Source organism: Ottowia sp. (assembly GCF_035325765.1).
Classification (GTDB): Bacteria; Pseudomonadota; Gammaproteobacteria; order Burkholderiales; family Burkholderiaceae_C; genus Ottowia.
Window position 1 is genome coordinate 29,895 of the sequence record NZ_DAOKZG010000015.1, and the last position, 15,812, is coordinate 45,706.

Consider the following 15,812-nt stretch of genomic DNA (forward strand, 5'->3'; position numbering starts at 1 on the left):
ATTAAGCTGGAGGCGGCGGTTGACCGCTTGTGAACGTCTCAAAATCTGAATGGATATTGACTTCCTCGCCTTCCTGGGCGTTCGCCTGCCAGGTGAGCGCGCCATGCACCCACCAGCGCCGCGTTGACCGCGCCGTGCGGCGTTGCGCACCCTGACGCACAGGGGCGCGCGCGGCGTCCTCACCCTTGCAGGGCGGGGTGCGGCCAGAGGCAGCACCCCGTTCGCGCCGTCCAAGGGCGCGCAGGCGCCCTTGAAGCCGCAATGCTCCCTTTGCCTGGCGCACCCAGCACGACACTGACAAGCATATCCAACTGCCATTTCCAAGATTATTGCCTGAGATCAGGGAATCCCCTAGTTAATGAATGCCGAATACCGTATACGATAAATTCAGGAATCGACCTCTCAACCACCACAGGAAGACTGCTGCCATGCACCAAGCCCCGATTCGCGTACTGTTAGCCAAGGTCGGCCTCGATGGACACGACCGTGGCGTCAAGGTCGTCGCGCGCGCATTGCGCGACGCCGGCATGGATGTAATTTATTCCGGCCTGCACCGCACCCCCGAGGAGATCGTCAACGCGGCAGTGCAGGAGGACGTCGACGTGCTGGGCGTCAGTCTGCTGTCGGGCGTGCAACTGACGGTGTTCCCCAAGCTGTTCAAGCTGCTGGACGAAAAGGGCGCCAGGGACATGATCGTGATGGCGGGCGGCGTCATGCCGGATGACGACGTCGAGGCGATCCGCGCCATGGGCGTGCGCGAAGTGCTGCTGCAGGACACGCCGCCCCAGGTCATCGTCGATTCGATCCGCACCATGGTCGCCGAGCGCGGCGAGCGCTGAAGCCGGAAGCAGGAGACAGGCCATGGAAGAGTGGGAGTTTCCCGTCGCCTACGACGAGGACTATCTGCCGCCGGCAGGCAGTCGCTACTGGTTTCCGCGGCGCGAGACCATGCCGGCGGCCGAGCGCGACCAGGCGATCCTCGCGCGCCTGCAGCAGGTGTGCAACCACGCCTGGAAGCACGCGCCGTTCTACCGCCGCCACTGGGAGCAGGCCGGCTTCCATCCCGACCAGCTCCGGTCGCTGGAGGATTTCGAGTCGCGCGTGCCGGTGGTGACCAAGGCGGATCTGCGCGCCTCGCAGGCGCAGCATCCGCCTTTCGGCGACTATGTCTGCGTGCCCGATTCCGAGATCTTCCATGTTCACGGAACCAGCGGAACGACGGGGCGTCCGACCGCGTTCGGCATCAGCCGCGCCGACTGGCGCGCCATCGCCAACGCCCACGCCCGCATCATGTGGGGCATGGGCATGCGGCCTGGTGACCTGATCTGCATCGCCGCGGTTTTCAGCCTCTACATGGGAAGCTGGGGCGCGCTGGCGGGCGCCGAGCGCCTGCGCGCGAAGGCGTTTCCGTTCGGCGCCGGCGCGCCGGGCATGAGTGCGCGCCTGGTGCAGTGGCTGGCGACCATGAAGCCGGCGGCCTTCTATGGCACGCCCAGCTATGCGATCCATCTGGCCGAAGTGGCGCGCGAGGAAAGACTGAACCCGCGCGACTTCGGGCTCAAGTGCCTGTTCTTCAGCGGCGAGCCGGGCGCCTCGGTGCCGGGCGTGCGCGATCGCATCGAGGAGATCTACGGAGCCCGGGTCTACGACTGCGGCTCGATGGCCGAAATGTCACCCTTCATGAACGTCGCCGGCAGCGAGCAGAGCCACGAGGGCATGCTGTGCTGGCAGGACATCATCTACACCGAAGTCTGCGATCCCGAGACCATGCTGCGCGTGCCCTATGGCCAGCGCGGGACGCCGGTCTACACCCACCTGGAGCGCACCAGCCAACCGATGATCCGCCTGCTGTCGGGCGACCTGACGCTGTGGACGAATGACGAGACGCCGTGCGGACGCACCTACCCGCGCCTGCCACAGGGCATTTTCGGACGCATCGACGACATGTTCACGATCCGCGGCGAGAACATCTATCCGAGCGAGATCGACGCCGCGCTGAATCAGATGGCAGATTACGGCGGCGAGCACCGCATCGTGATCACGCGCGAGCAGGCGATGGACGAACTGCTGCTGCGCGTCGAGCCCAGCGAGGGCGTGCAGGCCGCGGGTGCGGGCCCGCTGGAAGCGTTTCGCGCCGAGGTCTCGCACCGGGTGCAGACCATGCTGGGCATCCGGGCCAGGGTGGAACTGGTGGCACCCCACTCGATCCCGCGCACCGACTTCAAGGCGCGGCGCGTGATCGACGACCGCGCGGTGTTCCGCACCCTCAACCAGACGCTCCAGGGCAGGCCCTGAGCGAAGCGAGTTCGCCATGAGCTACATACCTTCCTCCGTGCTGCTCGAGCAAATGCGCGCGGGCAATACCTGGGCCCTGGGCCGGCTGATCTCGCGCGCCGAGGCCGGCGTCGCCGAGGTGCGCCCGACCCTGGCCGAGGTCTACCGCAGCGCCGGTTCGGCGCAGATCATCGGACTCACCGGCGTGCCCGGCAGCGGCAAGTCGACCCTGGTGGGCAAGCTGGCGGCGGCGCTGCGCGAACGTGGCGAGAAGCTCGGCATCGTCGCCATCGACCCGTCGAGTCCCTATTCCGGCGGCGCGATTCTGGGCGATCGCATCCGCATGACCGAGGTGGCCAACGACCCCAACGTCTACATCCGCAGCATGGCCACGCGCGGTGCCACCGGGGGCATGGCGCGCGCAGCGCTGGATGCCGCCGATCTGATGGACGTCGCCGGCTACCACACCATCGTGGTGGAAACCGTCGGGGTTGGCCAGGACGAGGTGGAGATCGCGCACGCCTCCGACACCACCGTGGTGGTCTCGGCCCCGGGCCTGGGCGATGAAATCCAGGCGATCAAGGCCGGCGTGCTGGAGATCGCCGACATCCACGTGGTCAGCAAGTGCGACCGCGACGACGCCGGCCGCACGCTCACCGACCTCAAGCGCATGCTGGCGCTGGAGGCGATGGCGGGCACCCGACGCGCGTGGACGATTCCGGTGGTGGGCGTCAGCTCCTACACCGGGCAGGGCATCGACGAACTGCTCGACCGCATCGCCGCGCACCGTGCCGCGATGGCGGCTTCCGGCCAGGGCGCCGAACGCCGACGCCGCGTGGCCGAGTTTCGTCTGCAGAAGACGGCCGAGACGCTGCTGCTCGAGCGTTTCGGCATCGGTGCGCGGGCCTTCTCCCCGCCGCTGGCCGATCGGCTCGCCAATCGGGCCTTCGACCCCTACGCCGCCGCGCGCGAACTGATCACCCAGACGATCCAGAAGGAGTATGCAAATGACCTGGCTTGACCCGAGGAAGAAAGACCAGCTCCAGGCGGAACGCCAGGACTGGGAGCGCAACGAAGTTGCCGCCTTCCTGAAGAAGGCACCCGAGCGCCGGGAGCAGTTCCACACCCTTGGTGACTTTCCGGTGAAGCGCACCTATACGGCCGCCGACATCGCCGACACGCCGATCGAGGACATCGGGCTGCCGGGCCGCTACCCGTTCACGCGCGGCCCCTATCCGACGATGTACCGCAGCCGCACCTGGACCATGCGCCAGATCGCCGGTTTCGGCACCGGCGAGGACACCAACAAGCGCTTCAAGTACCTGATCGAGCAGGGCCAGACCGGCATCTCCACCGACTTCGACATGCCCACGCTGATGGGCTACGATTCCGACCACCCGATGAGCGACGGCGAAGTCGGGCGCATGGGCGTCTCCATCGACACCCTGGCCGACATGGAGGCACTGCTCGCCGACATCGATCTGGAGAAGATCTCGGTCTCGCTCACCATCAACCCGACGGCCTGGATCCTGCTGGCGATGTACGTGGCGCTGGCCGAGAAGCGCGGCTACGACCTGAACAAGCTGTCGGGCACGGTGCAGGCCGACATCCTGAAGGAGTACATGGCGCAGAAGGAGTACATCTATCCGATCGCGCCGTCGGTGCGCATCGTGCGCGACATCATCACCTACAGCGCCAGCAACCTGAAGCGCTACAACCCGATCAACATCTCCGGCTACCACATCAGCGAGGCCGGTGGATCGCCCCTGCACGAGGCCGCGTTCACGCTCGCCAACCTGGTGACCTACGTGGAAGAGGTGACCAAGACCGGCATGCACGTCGACGAGTTCGCGCCGCGCCTGGCCTTCTTCTTCGTCTCGCAGGGCGACTTCTTCGAGGAGGTGGCCAAGTTCCGGGCGCTGCGCCGCTGCTACGCGAAGATCATGAAGGAGCGCTTCGGCGCCAGGAATCCGGAATCGATGCGGCTGCGCTTCCACTGCCAGACCGCCGCGGCCACGCTGACCAAGCCACAGTACATGGTCAACGTCGTGCGCACCGCGCTGCAGGCGCTGTCGGGGGTGCTGGGTGGCGCGCAGTCGCTGCACACCAACGGCTACGACGAGGCCTTCGCAATCCCGACCGAGGACGCCATGCGCATGGCGCTGCGCACGCAGCAGGTCCTCGCCGAGGAAACCGGCGTCACGGACGTGATCGATCCGCTGGGGGGCAGCTACTACGTCGAGGCCCTGACCACCGAGTACGAGAAGAAGATCTTCGAGATCCTGGATGAAGTCCAGGCCGAGGGCGGCGCCATCAGGCTGATCGAGCAGGGCTGGTTCCAGAAGCAGATGGCCGACTTCGCCTACGAGACGGCGCTGCGCAAGCAGTCGGGCGAGAAGCCGGTGATCGGGGTGAACCGCTTCGTCCAGGACGAGGCAGACCCCGAGATCGCAATCCATCCGTACGACCCCACCACCGCCGAGCGCCAGATCGCCCGCACGCGCCGGGTGCGCGCCGAGCGCGACGAGGTCCGGGTGCAGGCGCTGCTCGACCGGCTGGTGACGATTGCCCAGGATGAGTCGCAGAACGTGATGCCGGTCACCATCGAGCTGGTCAAGGCCGGCGCCACGATGGGTGACATCGTCGAGAAGCTCAAGACGATCTGGGGCACGTACCGCGAGACGCCGGTCTTCTGAGGTTCGGGGGGTACCCATGGCGGCGGATTCCGGCCGGCTGTCGCGTGCGCAAGTGCGCGAACTTAAAGCCGAAATCCACCGCAATTCAAACGCTTCGGCGGCGGAACGCCTGCTCGCCGACAGCGTGTGCAAGGGACACGACAAGCTGGCGCTGCATCGATACCTGGTCCTGCACCGGCTCGATGCACCGCGCTGCGCGCCCTATGAAGACTACTGCCTCAGGGTTGCCGCGCGATTGCCCGACGAAGTCGTGCACCGCATCCGGCGTCACATCGGCTGGCTTGAGGAAGGCAGGTGTGTCACGCCAGGGAACCCAGCCGATGGCAACCGATTGCTGGTCAGCCCGGAGGCTCGCAATGGCCTGGCGCCGCCGGCCCGCGACGCCCGAACCGAAGAGAACAGGAGAACGATGATGGCCCCGACTCCCCTTGGCGCAAACAGCGCCGCCGCCGTGATCGCGCGCATGCTCAAGGCGCGCGGCGTGGATCGCGTGTTCGGCCTGTGTGGCGGACACATCATGCCGATCTGGATGGCGCTGGACGCGGCGGGTATCCGGATCGTCGATGTGCGCGACGAGCGGGCGGCGGTCTACATGGCACACGCCCATGGCGAACTGAGCGGCCGGCCCGGGGTCGCGCTGGTGACTGCCGGGCCGGGCGTGACCAACGCACTCACCGGCATCGCCAATGCCCACGTGGCGCGCGCGCCGGTGCTGGTGCTGTCGGGCGTGCCGCCGCGGCCGCAGTTGTACCGCGGCGCCTTGCAGGACCTGGACCACGTGGGCATGGTGCGCGGCGTCACGCGGCTGGCGCGCACCGTGCACGAGCCGGCGCAGGTGGTGCAAAGCCTGGACGAAGCCTGGAGCCTGGCGCGCGGCGACCTGGGCGGCGAGCCCGGCCCGGTCTTTTTGGACTTTCCCACCGACACGCTGCGCGCCGAGGTGCCCGGGCCCATGCAGTTGCCCGAATACCTGCAGCCCGGCCCGCGCGCCGCGGTCGGTGTCGACGCGGCGGCGCTGGCGCGGGCCACCGACCTGATCTGGCAGGCGCGGCGCCCGCTCGTGATCGGCGGCCGCGGCGCGCGCGGCGCGCGGGCGGAGCTGGACGCATTCCTGGCCGCCACGCAGGCGCTGTTTCTGGACACGGGGGAGTGCAAGGGCGTGCTGCCCGACGATCACCCGGCGCTGGTGAACGCCATGCGCGGCAGCGTCATGGGCGATGCGGACCTGGTGATCACGCTGGGGCGCAAGCTCGATTTCCAGCTCGCCTACGGCTCGCCCGCCGTGTTCGGCGCCGCGCGCTGGCTGCGCATTGCCGACAATGCCGCCGAGCTGCGCGACAACCGCCGCGGCGAGGTCGAGTTGCTGGCCGATCCGCGCCAGGCGCTGCAGGCCCTGGTCGCGGCCGGGCAGGGACGCACGCCCGCGGTCGATGCGGCCTGGCGCGAGCGCCTGCGCACCGGACACGCCGAGCGCTCGGCCCGGCTGGCGGCGAGCATGGCCGGCGCGCCGGACGGCGCCGACGGCCGCATGCACCCGAACCGCCTGCTGGCCGAGGTACAGCGCGCCATCGGCGAGGACGCGGTGGTCGTGGCCGACGGCGGCGATTTCCTCGCCTTCGCCCGGGTCGGCATGCGCTGCGGCACCTACCTGGACCCGGGGCCGCTGGGCTGCATCGGGATTGGCACGTCGTTTGGCATTGGCGCCGCGCTGGCCTGTCCGGAGCGGCGGGTGGCGGTGCTGACCGGCGACGGCGCCTTTGGCTTCAACGCCATGGAAATCGACACCGCCGTGCGCCATGGCGTGCCCCTGCTGGTGGTGGTGGCCAACAACGGTGCCTGGCAGATCGAGGTGCACGACCAGCATGACACGCACGGCAAGGTCGTCGGCACGCGCCTGCAGCACGCCGATCATGCCGCCATGGCGCGTGCCTTCGGGGCGCATGGCGAGCGCGTCGAGCGTGGCGCCGACCTGGCGGCGGCACTCGAGCGCGCGCTGGCCGCGGTGGCGACGGGCCGCCCCGCGTTGCTCGATGTGCTGGTGAGTAGCGAACCCAAGTCCTCGGACGCCAAGACCGGCCTGGCCTGGGTGCCCGACCTGCAGCCCCTGGCCGCCTGGGACGAGGCCGAGCGCCAATGGCGCGCGGCGGATGCCGGCGTGCAAACCTGACCCGGCCTGCGCGCCGAACCCGATCGCCCGTGCGCCAGGCCGGCAATCCACGCCACACGCAAACCGCAGCCTGACCGGCGACCCCTCTCTGACCCCGCCCATGCCGCATTCCGCGAGGCAATCGCGGCGCAATCCGATCCTGAAGGAAATCAATGATGACCGATATTGCAACCGATGCCTTGCATCTGGAGAGCGAGCGACGCCTGGATGTCTACAAAAAGGTGACCTGGCGCCTGATTCCGTTTCTCCTGGTGTGCTATCTGTGTTCGTACCTTGATCGCATCAACGTCGGCTTCGCCAAGCTCGAGATGTTGAGCGAGCTCCAGTTCAGCGAGACGGTCTACGGACTCGGTGCCGGGCTGTTTTTCGTCGGATACGTGATATTCGAGATCCCCAGCAACATGGTGATGATGCGCGTCGGAGCCAGGATATGGATCGCGCGCATCATGGTGACCTGGGGCATCCTGTCGGCGGCCACCATGCTGGTCCAGACACCGACCCAGTTCTACATCGTCCGATTCCTGCTGGGCGTGGCCGAGGCCGGCTTCATTCCCGCCATTCTCTATTACCTGACGATCTGGTATCCGTCGGACCAGAGAGGCCGCGTGACGGCCCTGTTCCTGGCCGGCATTCCGCTGGCAGGGGTGATCGGCGGTCCGCTCTCCGGGTGGATCATGAAGATGTTCCACGGTCACTTCGGCTGGTCGGGATGGCAGTGGATGTTCTTCATCGAGGCGGTGCCCACCGTCTTGTTCGGGGTGATGGCGTTTTTCTACCTGGATCGCTCCGTCCACGAGGCGAAATGGCTGACGCCGGAGGAGAAGGCGACGATCGAGAAGGATCTGGCAAACGAGAACAAGAGCAAGGAGCTGACGTCGATCCGCGCCGGGTTGACGCATCCGACGGTGCTGTTGCTGTCGGGGATCTATTTCTTCTTCACGATGGGCCTTTATGGCGTCAGTTTCTGGTTGCCCAGCATCATCCGGGCGGCGGGCGTGAGCGATGTGCTGCAGGTCGGCATGCTCACTGCGATCCCCTATGCGGGCGCCTTGGTCGCCATGTATCTCATTGGCAGGAGCTCGGACGCCAGAAAGGAGCGTCGCTGGCATCTTGCCGTCCCGGCCGCGGTGGGCGGCATCGCCCTGATCTTCAGCGCGATCTACGACACGGACGTCGTCATGGCGCTGATCTTCCTCACGGTGGCCACGGCGGGAATCATTACCTGCATTCCGCAGTTCTACACCCTGCCTCCGGCCATCCTGGCGGGCGCGGCCGCCGCCATGGGGCTGGCGCTCGCGAACTCGGTGGGCAGCGTGGCCGGCTTCGTCAGTCCGTTCCTGCTCGGCTGGGTGAAGGATGCCACCGGGTCCACGAACGCCGGGGTGATCGTCCTGGCCGTGGCACTGTTCATCGGCGCCGCGCTGGTGCTGACGCTGTCACCGCGGAAATTCAATCGATAGGTGGAGCGGACCACCGAGGTCACCCAGATGAGAGTCGCCGCCGTGTCTGCGAGGATGGGTTTCGCCCGGGTTCGCGGGGCGATCCGGTGCCCAGGCTCTCGGGCTCGGCGTCCTTCCCGGAACGCGTGTCGGAGGGCAATCTCGTGACCGGAACCGACACCTGGAGCGAGCACAGGTATCGGGTGCGCTCGAACGAGCTGGTCACGCCCGTGATCCGGGAAATGTGGTTGACGCCCGTCGATGCCGCATTGACCTATCGCGCCGGCCAGTACGTGTTGCTGTGCGATGGCGATTGGCACGTGCCGCAGCGTTCCTATTCGGTGGCCAGTGCGCCGCGCGCGGACGGCGCGATCTGCCTGCTGGTGACCCTGGTTCCAGAGGGCCGCACCAGCGCCTGGGCGCACGATCTGCGGGCGGACGATGAAGTGCTGCTCGAAGGCCCCTACGGCATGCTGGTGGCGCAGCCCGGGCGAACCGCTCCGGCCTTGCTGCTGGGCGCCGGCTCCGGCCTTGCGCCGGTGCGGGCGCTGGCCGAAGCCATGCTGGCCGAAGAACCTGGCCGATCTGTGACGCTGTTCTTTTCATGCCGCACCGCGGCCGACCTGATCGGCGATGCCGAGCTTGCGCGCTGGCAGGCCGAACACCCGCGGTTTCGATATCTGCACACGCTGACGCGCGAGCGCACGGCGCCGCGCCACGGGCGGATTCCTGCGCAGTTGGCCGACGCCGTGGGCGAGCTGGCGGGCTGGGAGGTGTTTGCGGCCGGGCCATCCGGCTTCGTGGTCGGGTGCGCCGCGGCCGCGCACGCGCTCGGCGCGGCCACCACCGACATCCACACCGAAGAATTTTTCAGCGATCCACAACCCTGGCTGGGCACCGCCCCCGAGGCGCCGTCCGGCCCGGACAGCACAGGAGAGACGACATGAGCGGCAGCCGCATCTACACCAAACTGGGCGACGACGGCAGCACCGGCCTGCTGTACGGCGGGCGCACGTCCAAGGCCGATTCGTTGATGGAAGCGATCGGCAGCATCGACGAAACCGTGGCCACGCTCGGCCTGGCGCGCGTCCACGCGACCGACGACGCGCTGGCGGCGATCATCCTGGGGGTGCAGCGCGACCTGTTCGTTGCCGCCGCCGACCTGGTGACCAACCCGCATGCCCGTGACCGCCTGGTCGCCGGCATCTCGCTGCTGACCCCGGCGATGGTGACGCACCTCGAAGCCTTGATCGATCAGCGCATGGCGGCCAAGCCCCTGCGTCCGGTGTTCGTCGTGCCCGGCGCGAACCTGGCGTCGGTTGCACTCGACATGGCTCGCACGCAGGTGCGCCGTGCCGAGCGTCGCCTGGTGGCCCACGCACGCAGCCCGCAGGCTGGCGCGCCCGGTGCCGTCAATCCGCAGGTCGGCATCTACCTGAACCGCGTTTCCGACCTGCTGTACGTGTTGGCACGGCAGGCGGCTGGCGATGCCGAGGAGCCTGCGAGCCACGCCGGGGTGGCGCGGGATTGAACCTGGAAACCGCAGTTGACCGCTCGTGAATGTCTCGAAATCCGCATGGCCATTGACCTTTCCCACCCCGATCGCGTTCACCTGTCGGGTGAGCACGCCATGCACCCGCCAGCACCGCGCTGACCGCACCATGCGGCATTGCTGGGTTGCCGCGTCGCCTGCGGCGCCTCGCAATGACGCGGCAAGAGCCGGCGACGCTTCTCCCCCGTCACCGCGAGGCCGCAGGCCGTGGCGGTCCAGCAGCGGCGCTCGACCTGATGCCGCCGCCTCGCCTGCTGCGCTACCCGCCACCCGCCACGCTTCGCTCGCGGCTGAGGGCTTGTTGCGCTCGCGGCCAAAGGCCAATTCCTCGCAATGACACCGGTCCTTGTCGCCGACCTCCTCCACGCCTGTGAGCAACCAGGACGGGCATCAACATAAATGGCGACTTGAGCCATGACCCATGACGGATCGGGTCATCTGTCATGCCGGCGTCAGCCGGCGTCATTTGTCATATTCTTGAACGCGACTTGGTATTGGACGCCACAAGGGCGCTCTTTGCGTCAAGAGCCTTGCGCTTGCCTGGGATCTGCGGGACTGTCGGTGAACAAGGACACACCGTGAACGATCTCCGCGTGGATCGTGGCGCGCCGATACATCGATGGGTGTTCGTGTGGACTTTTGTCTCGTCGTAGCATTGAATCTAGAAACCGCAGTTGACCGCTCGTGAATGTCTCGCAATCCGCATGGCCATTGACCTTTCCCACTCCGATCGCGTTCACCTGTCGGGTGAGCGCGCTCTGCACCCGCCAGCACCGCGCTGGCCGCGCCATGCGGCGTTGCTCGTCCTGGCGCACACGAGTGCGCGGCGTCCTCTCCCTTGCAGGGTGCGGCCCAGCCGGAGGCTGGGCCCGTTCGCGCCGTCCCAAGGCGCGCAGGCGCCTTTGGAGCCGCGGCGCTCACTCTTGCCTGGCACGCCGAGGGCGGCACCGGCGGGCGCATCCAACTGCGGTTTCCAGGTTGAACCCAGTTCGCAACGCCGGCCATGAGACTGTCTTACCTCAATTATTTACCCCGACTCGAGGGGTCGTCGGCGATCGGTGCCCATGCCCTGGTGATCGGCCGGGTCCGCGCCGGCCCCGGCCTGACGCTCGGCGAGTACGCCACCGTGCGCGCCGACGGCGAGGCCGTCGACCTGGGACAGGACGTGTTCCTGGGCGAGCGTGCCACCATCCACATCGTGCATGACGTGTACGGCACGCGCGTGGGCGATCGCGCCACCATCGGCCGCTACGCCCTGGTCCATGGCTGCACGCTGGGCGACGAGGTGGTGCTGGGCCCCGGCAGCACGGTCATGGACGGAGCGGTGGTGGGCGCGCGCGCGCTGCTGCTGCCCGACACCATCGTGCCGCCGCGCAAGACGCTCGAGGGCGAGCACGTGTACGCCGGCAATCCGGCGCGCGCCGTGCGCCCGCTGGCCGCGGGCGAGCTGGCCCGGTGGCACCAGGCCCTGCGCCGGGGCGCCGTGCCGGCCCAGGCGCCGGCCGGCGCCATGCCGCTCGGGCCGGTCGTTGTCCCGGCGCGGCCGGCCGATCTGCATCGGCCCGTCGCCACCTTCGTCGCCGCCACGGCCGGTTGCGGCGGGACCATTGAACTGGCCGACGAAGGCGCCATCTACTTCGCCTGCGTCATCGATGCGGGCGCTGGCCGCATCGCCATCGGCCGCGGCAGCAATATCCAGGACAACTCGCTGCTGCGCGTGTCCGGCGCGTCGGGCGAGCTGGTGATCGGCGACGACGTCACGGTGGGCCACAATGTGCGCATCGGCTCCGGCTCGATCGGCGACCGGGCGTTGATCGGCATGGCCTCGGTGCTGGCCGACGGCGTGGTGGTGGAGGCCGGCGCCTGCGTGGGCGCGGGCGCCTGGGTGGAGCCGGGCGCGCGCATCGAGTCGGGCTGGATCTGGGCCGGGCGGCCGGCCCGGCCCTTTCGCGAGATCCGCAAGCGGGAAGGCGACGGCTTTCTCGACATCATTTCCATCTACAAGGAATACAGCGAGTTTTATCGGCACCAGCAAGACGGCTGAAGCAGGCCTGGAAACCCGGCTCGATGGCGGCTGTCCCCTGGCCCGGTCCGCTGGCCGGAATTGAACATCCAAATGGGCGAACTGCACAAATTCATCTTCGACGGCCTGCCGGTGCGCGGCCAACTGGTGCGGCTGACCGACGCCTGGCAGGAACTGCTCGCGCGCCGGGCGGCCAACACCGAAACCGGTGCCTACCCGGCGCCGGTGGCGGGCGTGCTGGGCGAGCTGGCCGCCGTCGCCGTGCTGATGCAGGGCAGCATCAAGTTCGACGGCGCGCTGGTGCTGCAGATCCAGGGCGACGGTCCGCTCAAGCTGGCGGTGGCCGAGGTGCAGGCCGACCTGCGGCTGCGCGCCACCGCCACGCTGACCGGCCCGGTGGCGCCGGGCCTGCCCCTGAGCGACCTGGTGAACGCGCACGGCCAGGGGCGCTGCGCCATCACGCTCGATCCGCGCGCGCCCGGCCAGCATCCCTACCAGGGCGTGGTGCCACTGGTCGACGCCCAGGGGCGGCGCCTGGAACGCGTGGGCGCGATGGTCGAGCACTACATGCGCCAGTCCGAGCAACTGGACACCGCCCTGGTGCTGGCGGCCGACGACCGGGTGGCTGCCGGCCTGCTGCTGCAGCGCCTGCCGGCGCCGGCGCAAGCCGGCACGGCGGAGGAGGGTGAAGACGACTTCGCACGCCTGTCGCTGCTGGCGCGCAGCCTGCGCCACGAGGAACTCCTCGACCTGGACGCCGACACCGTGCTGCGGCGCCTGTTCTGGGACGAGCGCCTGCTGCGGCTGGACCGCCTGCAGGGCGCGCGCGGCCCGCGCTTTGCCTGCTCGTGCAGCCGCGCGCGCATGGCCGCGATGCTGACGGGGCTGGGGCGCAACGAGGTCGAATCGGTGCTGGACGAGCGCGGTCAGGTCGAGGTGGGCTGTGACTTCTGCGGCCGGCAGGAGCGCTTCGACGCGGTCGACGTGGCGCGCCTGTTCACGCCGGCCGAGCAGCGCGTGCCGCAGCCGCCCGCCGTGCAATGACCATGCGCTTCGACGTCCTGACCCTGTTCCCGGAGCTGTTCCAGCCCTTCCTGCAGGCCGGCATCGCGCGCCGCGCCTATGCCGGGGGGCAGATCGAGTTGCGGCTGTGGAATCCGCGCGAATACGCCGAAGGCCACTACCGGCGGGTCGACGACCGCCCGTTCGGCGGCGGCCCCGGCATGGTGCTGCTGGCCGAGCCGCTGGCACGCTGCCTGGAAGCGGTGCGCGCGGACCGGGGCGACGCGCCCGACGCGCTGGCACCGGTGCTGCTGTTCTCGCCCGCCGGCCAGCGCCTGGGCCACGCCGAGGTCGGTCGTTGGGCCGCCAGCGCCGGCGCCATCCTGGTGTGCGGGCGCTACGAAGGCGTGGACCAGCGCTTCATCGACGCCCATGTCGACCGCCAGCTCAGCCTCGGCGACTTCGTGCTCTCGGGTGGCGAGATCGCGGCGCTGGCGCTGCTGGACGCGGTGGCGCGGCTGCTGCCCGGCGTGCTGGGCGACGCCGGCAGCCACCAGCAGGACAGCTTCAATCCGGCGCTGGACGGGCTGCTCGACTGCCCGCACTACACGCGTCCCGAAGTGTGGCGCGGCCTGGGCGTGCCGGACGTGCTGCTGTCGGGCCACCACGCGCGCATCGAGCGCTGGCGCCGCGACCAGCGCCTCGCCCTGACGGCGCGCCAGCGGCCGGAACTGATCGCGCGCGCGCGGGCCGCCGGCCAGCTCGATGCGCGCGACGAGCAGGTCCTGTCGGATCAGCCAGTCGCGTTATAATGAAAAGCTTTTCGATCCTCTGCCCGCCGCGGCCGGGGCTTGCGTTTCGCGCGCGAGCCCACAGCAGTTTGCAAGGGTTTGACCCGCCGCCCCCAGTGTAGCGAGTGCACGATCGAGACAGGAAAGCATCATGAACCTGATCCAGACCCTCGAGCAAGAGGAAATCGCCCGCCTGGGCAAGAGCGTCCCCGACTTCGGGCCCGGCGACACCGTGATCGTCAGCGTCAACGTGGTCGAAGGCACGCGCAAGCGGGTGCAGGCTTATGAAGGCGTGGTGATCGCCAAGCGCAACCGCGGCCTGAACAGCAGCTTCACGGTGCGCAAGATTTCCAGCGGCGAAGGCGTGGAACGCACCTTCCAGACCTATTCGCCGCTGATCGCCAAGGTCGAGGTCAAGCGCCGCGGCGACGTGCGCCGCGCCAAGCTTTACTACCTGCGAGGACTCAGCGGCAAGAAGGCGCGCATCAAGGAAAAGCTGCCGGGTCGCGCGGGCAAGCCGGCCGAGGCCGTTCAGGCCAGCGCCTGAGTTCGCCCTGCCCGGCGCCGCCGGGCAAAAGCCGGTATGCTGCAAAACCGCCCCGAAGCGCGCCGCGCCGGGGCGGTTTCTTGTTTTCTTCCCTGCGTGCGCACGGCATGGCTTCTCCGTCGATCGAGTTACCGTCGTTTGATCCGCGCCAGATTCCGGTGCTGGAGGTGGACAGCCACCTGCCGGCGGTGCCGGTCGAGCGGCTGACCCCGGCTGCGCTGCGCCAGCGCTTTCGGGCGCCGCCGCCGTGGCAGCCCGAAGTGCGCCGCGAGCCGCGCTTCGTTGATCGCGCCCCCGCGCCGGCAGCGGTGCTGGTGCCACTGGTGCAGCGCCCCGCCGGCCTGTCGGTGCTGCTGACCGAGCGCAGCGCGCACCTGCCCACGCATTCGGGCCAGGTCGCGTTTCCGGGCGGCAAGGTGGATGCGGGCGATGCCGACGCGGTGGACGCGGCGCTGCGCGAGACGCGCGAGGAGGTCGGCCTCGGGCGTGACTTCGTCGACGTGCTTGGCGAGTTGCCGGTCTACGTGACCGGCTCGCAGTACATCATCACGCCCGTGGTCGGCCTGGTGCGTGCTGGCTTCGAACTGCATCCCAATGCGGCCGAGGTGGCACAGGCGTTCGAGGTGCCGCTGAACTTCCTGATGGATCCGGCGCATCACCGGCGGCACCGCTTCGAGTGGAACGGCAGCGTGCGGGAGTGGTATTCGATGCCGTATCGCGAGCCTGCGCGGCCGGGCGGGGACGAGCATTTCATCTGGGGCGCGACCGCGGGCATGCTGCGCAACCTGTACCGTTTCCTGCTGGCGTGACGGGGAGCGCCCCTGGCGTCGCTGCACTCCACGGGCTCGCCCCGACCGAAGCGTCGGCCCTTCGGCCCGTCCAGACGTGCACACGCAGGCCTGGGGCCGCGGGCCTCGGTCGCGTGGAACGGGGTCGCGCTGCCCAGGGAGACCCCGGCCACGTGTGCCTGCGGCCGGCCTGCGCCGCGACCATCGAAGCCATGCTGCTTCAGGCGTCGCGGGTGACGCCTGATGTCAAGGATGGCTGAACCCAGAAACGGCAGTTGACCGCTTGCAACCTTCTCCAAACCCGCATGGCCATGGACGTTGGTGGCTTCTCTCCCGTTCACCCCGTGAGTAAGCGCGCTACACGCCCGCCAGCACCACGCTCGCCGCGCCATGCGTCGTTGATCGTCCTTGCAGGCACGAGCCTGCCGCGTCCTCGCGCCTCGCCTGCCACGCCGAGTGCGGCACTGGCGGACGCGTCGAACTGCCGTTTCCAGGCTGAAGGGTCGCCGCGAGAGTGTTCCGGGGGCCGGGCG

At 68.8% G+C, this 15,812-nt stretch carries 13 protein-coding genes; all 13 read left to right on the plus strand.

Annotated elements, in window-relative coordinates; all coding sequences use genetic code 11:
• Window positions 1-428 precede the first annotated feature (428 nt).
• The gene (locus PKA16_RS07275; RefSeq protein ID WP_324401818.1) at window positions 429-839 is read left to right on the plus strand and encodes a cobalamin B12-binding domain-containing protein; all 411 of its coding nucleotides are present in this window, start codon (window positions 429-431) and stop codon (window positions 837-839) included.
• Between the two features lie 22 nt (window positions 840-861).
• Complete coding sequence (locus PKA16_RS07280; RefSeq protein WP_324401820.1) at window positions 862-2,295, plus strand: AMP-binding protein; 1,434 nt, start codon at window positions 862-864, stop codon at window positions 2,293-2,295.
• A gap of 16 nt (window positions 2,296-2,311) precedes the next feature.
• Window positions 2,312-3,295: a methylmalonyl Co-A mutase-associated GTPase MeaB gene (gene meaB, locus PKA16_RS07285; RefSeq protein ID WP_324401822.1), complete on the plus strand. Its 984-nt coding sequence runs from the start codon at window positions 2,312-2,314 to the stop codon at window positions 3,293-3,295.
• On the plus strand, window positions 3,282-4,970 hold the full coding sequence (locus PKA16_RS07290) for a methylmalonyl-CoA mutase family protein (protein ID WP_324401824.1): 1,689 nt from the start codon (window positions 3,282-3,284) through the stop codon (window positions 4,968-4,970). The genes meaB and PKA16_RS07290 overlap by 14 nt, the downstream gene beginning before the upstream one ends.
• A gap of 412 nt (window positions 4,971-5,382) precedes the next feature.
• On the plus strand, window positions 5,383-7,137 hold the full coding sequence (locus tag PKA16_RS07295) for a thiamine pyrophosphate-binding protein (protein ID WP_324401826.1): 1,755 nt from the start codon (window positions 5,383-5,385) through the stop codon (window positions 7,135-7,137).
• Between the two features lie 155 nt (window positions 7,138-7,292).
• Entirely contained in the window at window positions 7,293-8,597 is a 1,305-nt protein-coding gene (locus PKA16_RS07300) for an MFS transporter (RefSeq protein WP_324401828.1), read from the plus strand.
• A 143-nt stretch (window positions 8,598-8,740) separates the two neighbouring features.
• Entirely contained in the window at window positions 8,741-9,523 is a 783-nt protein-coding gene (locus tag PKA16_RS07305; protein WP_324401830.1) for an FAD-binding oxidoreductase, read from the plus strand.
• Entirely contained in the window at window positions 9,520-10,107 is a 588-nt protein-coding gene (locus PKA16_RS07310) for a cob(I)yrinic acid a,c-diamide adenosyltransferase (protein WP_324401832.1), read from the plus strand. Before PKA16_RS07305 ends, PKA16_RS07310 begins: the two co-directional genes overlap by 4 nt.
• Before the next feature lie 1,024 nt (window positions 10,108-11,131).
• Window positions 11,132-12,172 (plus strand): DapH/DapD/GlmU-related protein, encoded by a 1,041-nt coding sequence (locus PKA16_RS07315; protein ID WP_324401834.1) that lies wholly within the window; start codon window positions 11,132-11,134, stop codon window positions 12,170-12,172.
• 72 nt (window positions 12,173-12,244) lie between these two features.
• Window positions 12,245-13,195, plus strand: coding sequence for an Hsp33 family molecular chaperone HslO (locus tag PKA16_RS07320; protein ID WP_324401836.1), 951 nt, complete (start codon window positions 12,245-12,247; stop codon window positions 13,193-13,195).
• A gap of 2 nt (window positions 13,196-13,197) precedes the next feature.
• Window positions 13,198-13,965, plus strand: coding sequence for a tRNA (guanosine(37)-N1)-methyltransferase TrmD (trmD, locus tag PKA16_RS07325; RefSeq protein ID WP_324401838.1), 768 nt, complete (start codon window positions 13,198-13,200; stop codon window positions 13,963-13,965).
• 130 nt (window positions 13,966-14,095) lie between these two features.
• Entirely contained in the window at window positions 14,096-14,491 is a 396-nt protein-coding gene (gene rplS / locus PKA16_RS07330) for a 50S ribosomal protein L19 (RefSeq protein ID WP_324401840.1), read from the plus strand.
• A 107-nt stretch (window positions 14,492-14,598) separates the two neighbouring features.
• Entirely contained in the window at window positions 14,599-15,300 is a 702-nt protein-coding gene (locus PKA16_RS07335; RefSeq protein WP_324401842.1) for a CoA pyrophosphatase, read from the plus strand.
• Window positions 15,301-15,812 lie beyond the last annotated feature (512 nt).

Bases quoted from the DNA above. Each gene is read 5' to 3' on its own strand.
- PKA16_RS07275 (WP_324401818.1), top strand. From the start codon at position 429: ATGCACCAAGCCCCGATTCGCGTACTGTTAGCCAAGGTCGGCCTCGAT.
- PKA16_RS07335 (WP_324401842.1), top strand. From the start codon at position 14,599: ATGGCTTCTCCGTCGATCGAGTTACCGTCGTTTGATCCGCGCCAGATT.
- PKA16_RS07295 (WP_324401826.1), top strand. From the start codon at position 5,383: ATGGCCCCGACTCCCCTTGGCGCAAACAGCGCCGCCGCCGTGATCGCG.
- PKA16_RS07280 (WP_324401820.1), top strand. From the start codon at position 862: ATGGAAGAGTGGGAGTTTCCCGTCGCCTACGACGAGGACTATCTGCCG.
- PKA16_RS07310 (WP_324401832.1), top strand. From the start codon at position 9,520: ATGAGCGGCAGCCGCATCTACACCAAACTGGGCGACGACGGCAGCACC.
- PKA16_RS07315 (WP_324401834.1), top strand. From the start codon at position 11,132: ATGAGACTGTCTTACCTCAATTATTTACCCCGACTCGAGGGGTCGTCG.
- trmD (WP_324401838.1), top strand. From the start codon at position 13,198: ATGCGCTTCGACGTCCTGACCCTGTTCCCGGAGCTGTTCCAGCCCTTC.
- meaB (WP_324401822.1), top strand. From the start codon at position 2,312: ATGAGCTACATACCTTCCTCCGTGCTGCTCGAGCAAATGCGCGCGGGC.
- PKA16_RS07320 (WP_324401836.1), top strand. From the start codon at position 12,245: ATGGGCGAACTGCACAAATTCATCTTCGACGGCCTGCCGGTGCGCGGC.
- rplS (WP_324401840.1), top strand. From the start codon at position 14,096: ATGAACCTGATCCAGACCCTCGAGCAAGAGGAAATCGCCCGCCTGGGC.
- PKA16_RS07290 (WP_324401824.1), top strand. From the start codon at position 3,282: ATGACCTGGCTTGACCCGAGGAAGAAAGACCAGCTCCAGGCGGAACGC.
- PKA16_RS07300 (WP_324401828.1), top strand. From the start codon at position 7,293: ATGACCGATATTGCAACCGATGCCTTGCATCTGGAGAGCGAGCGACGC.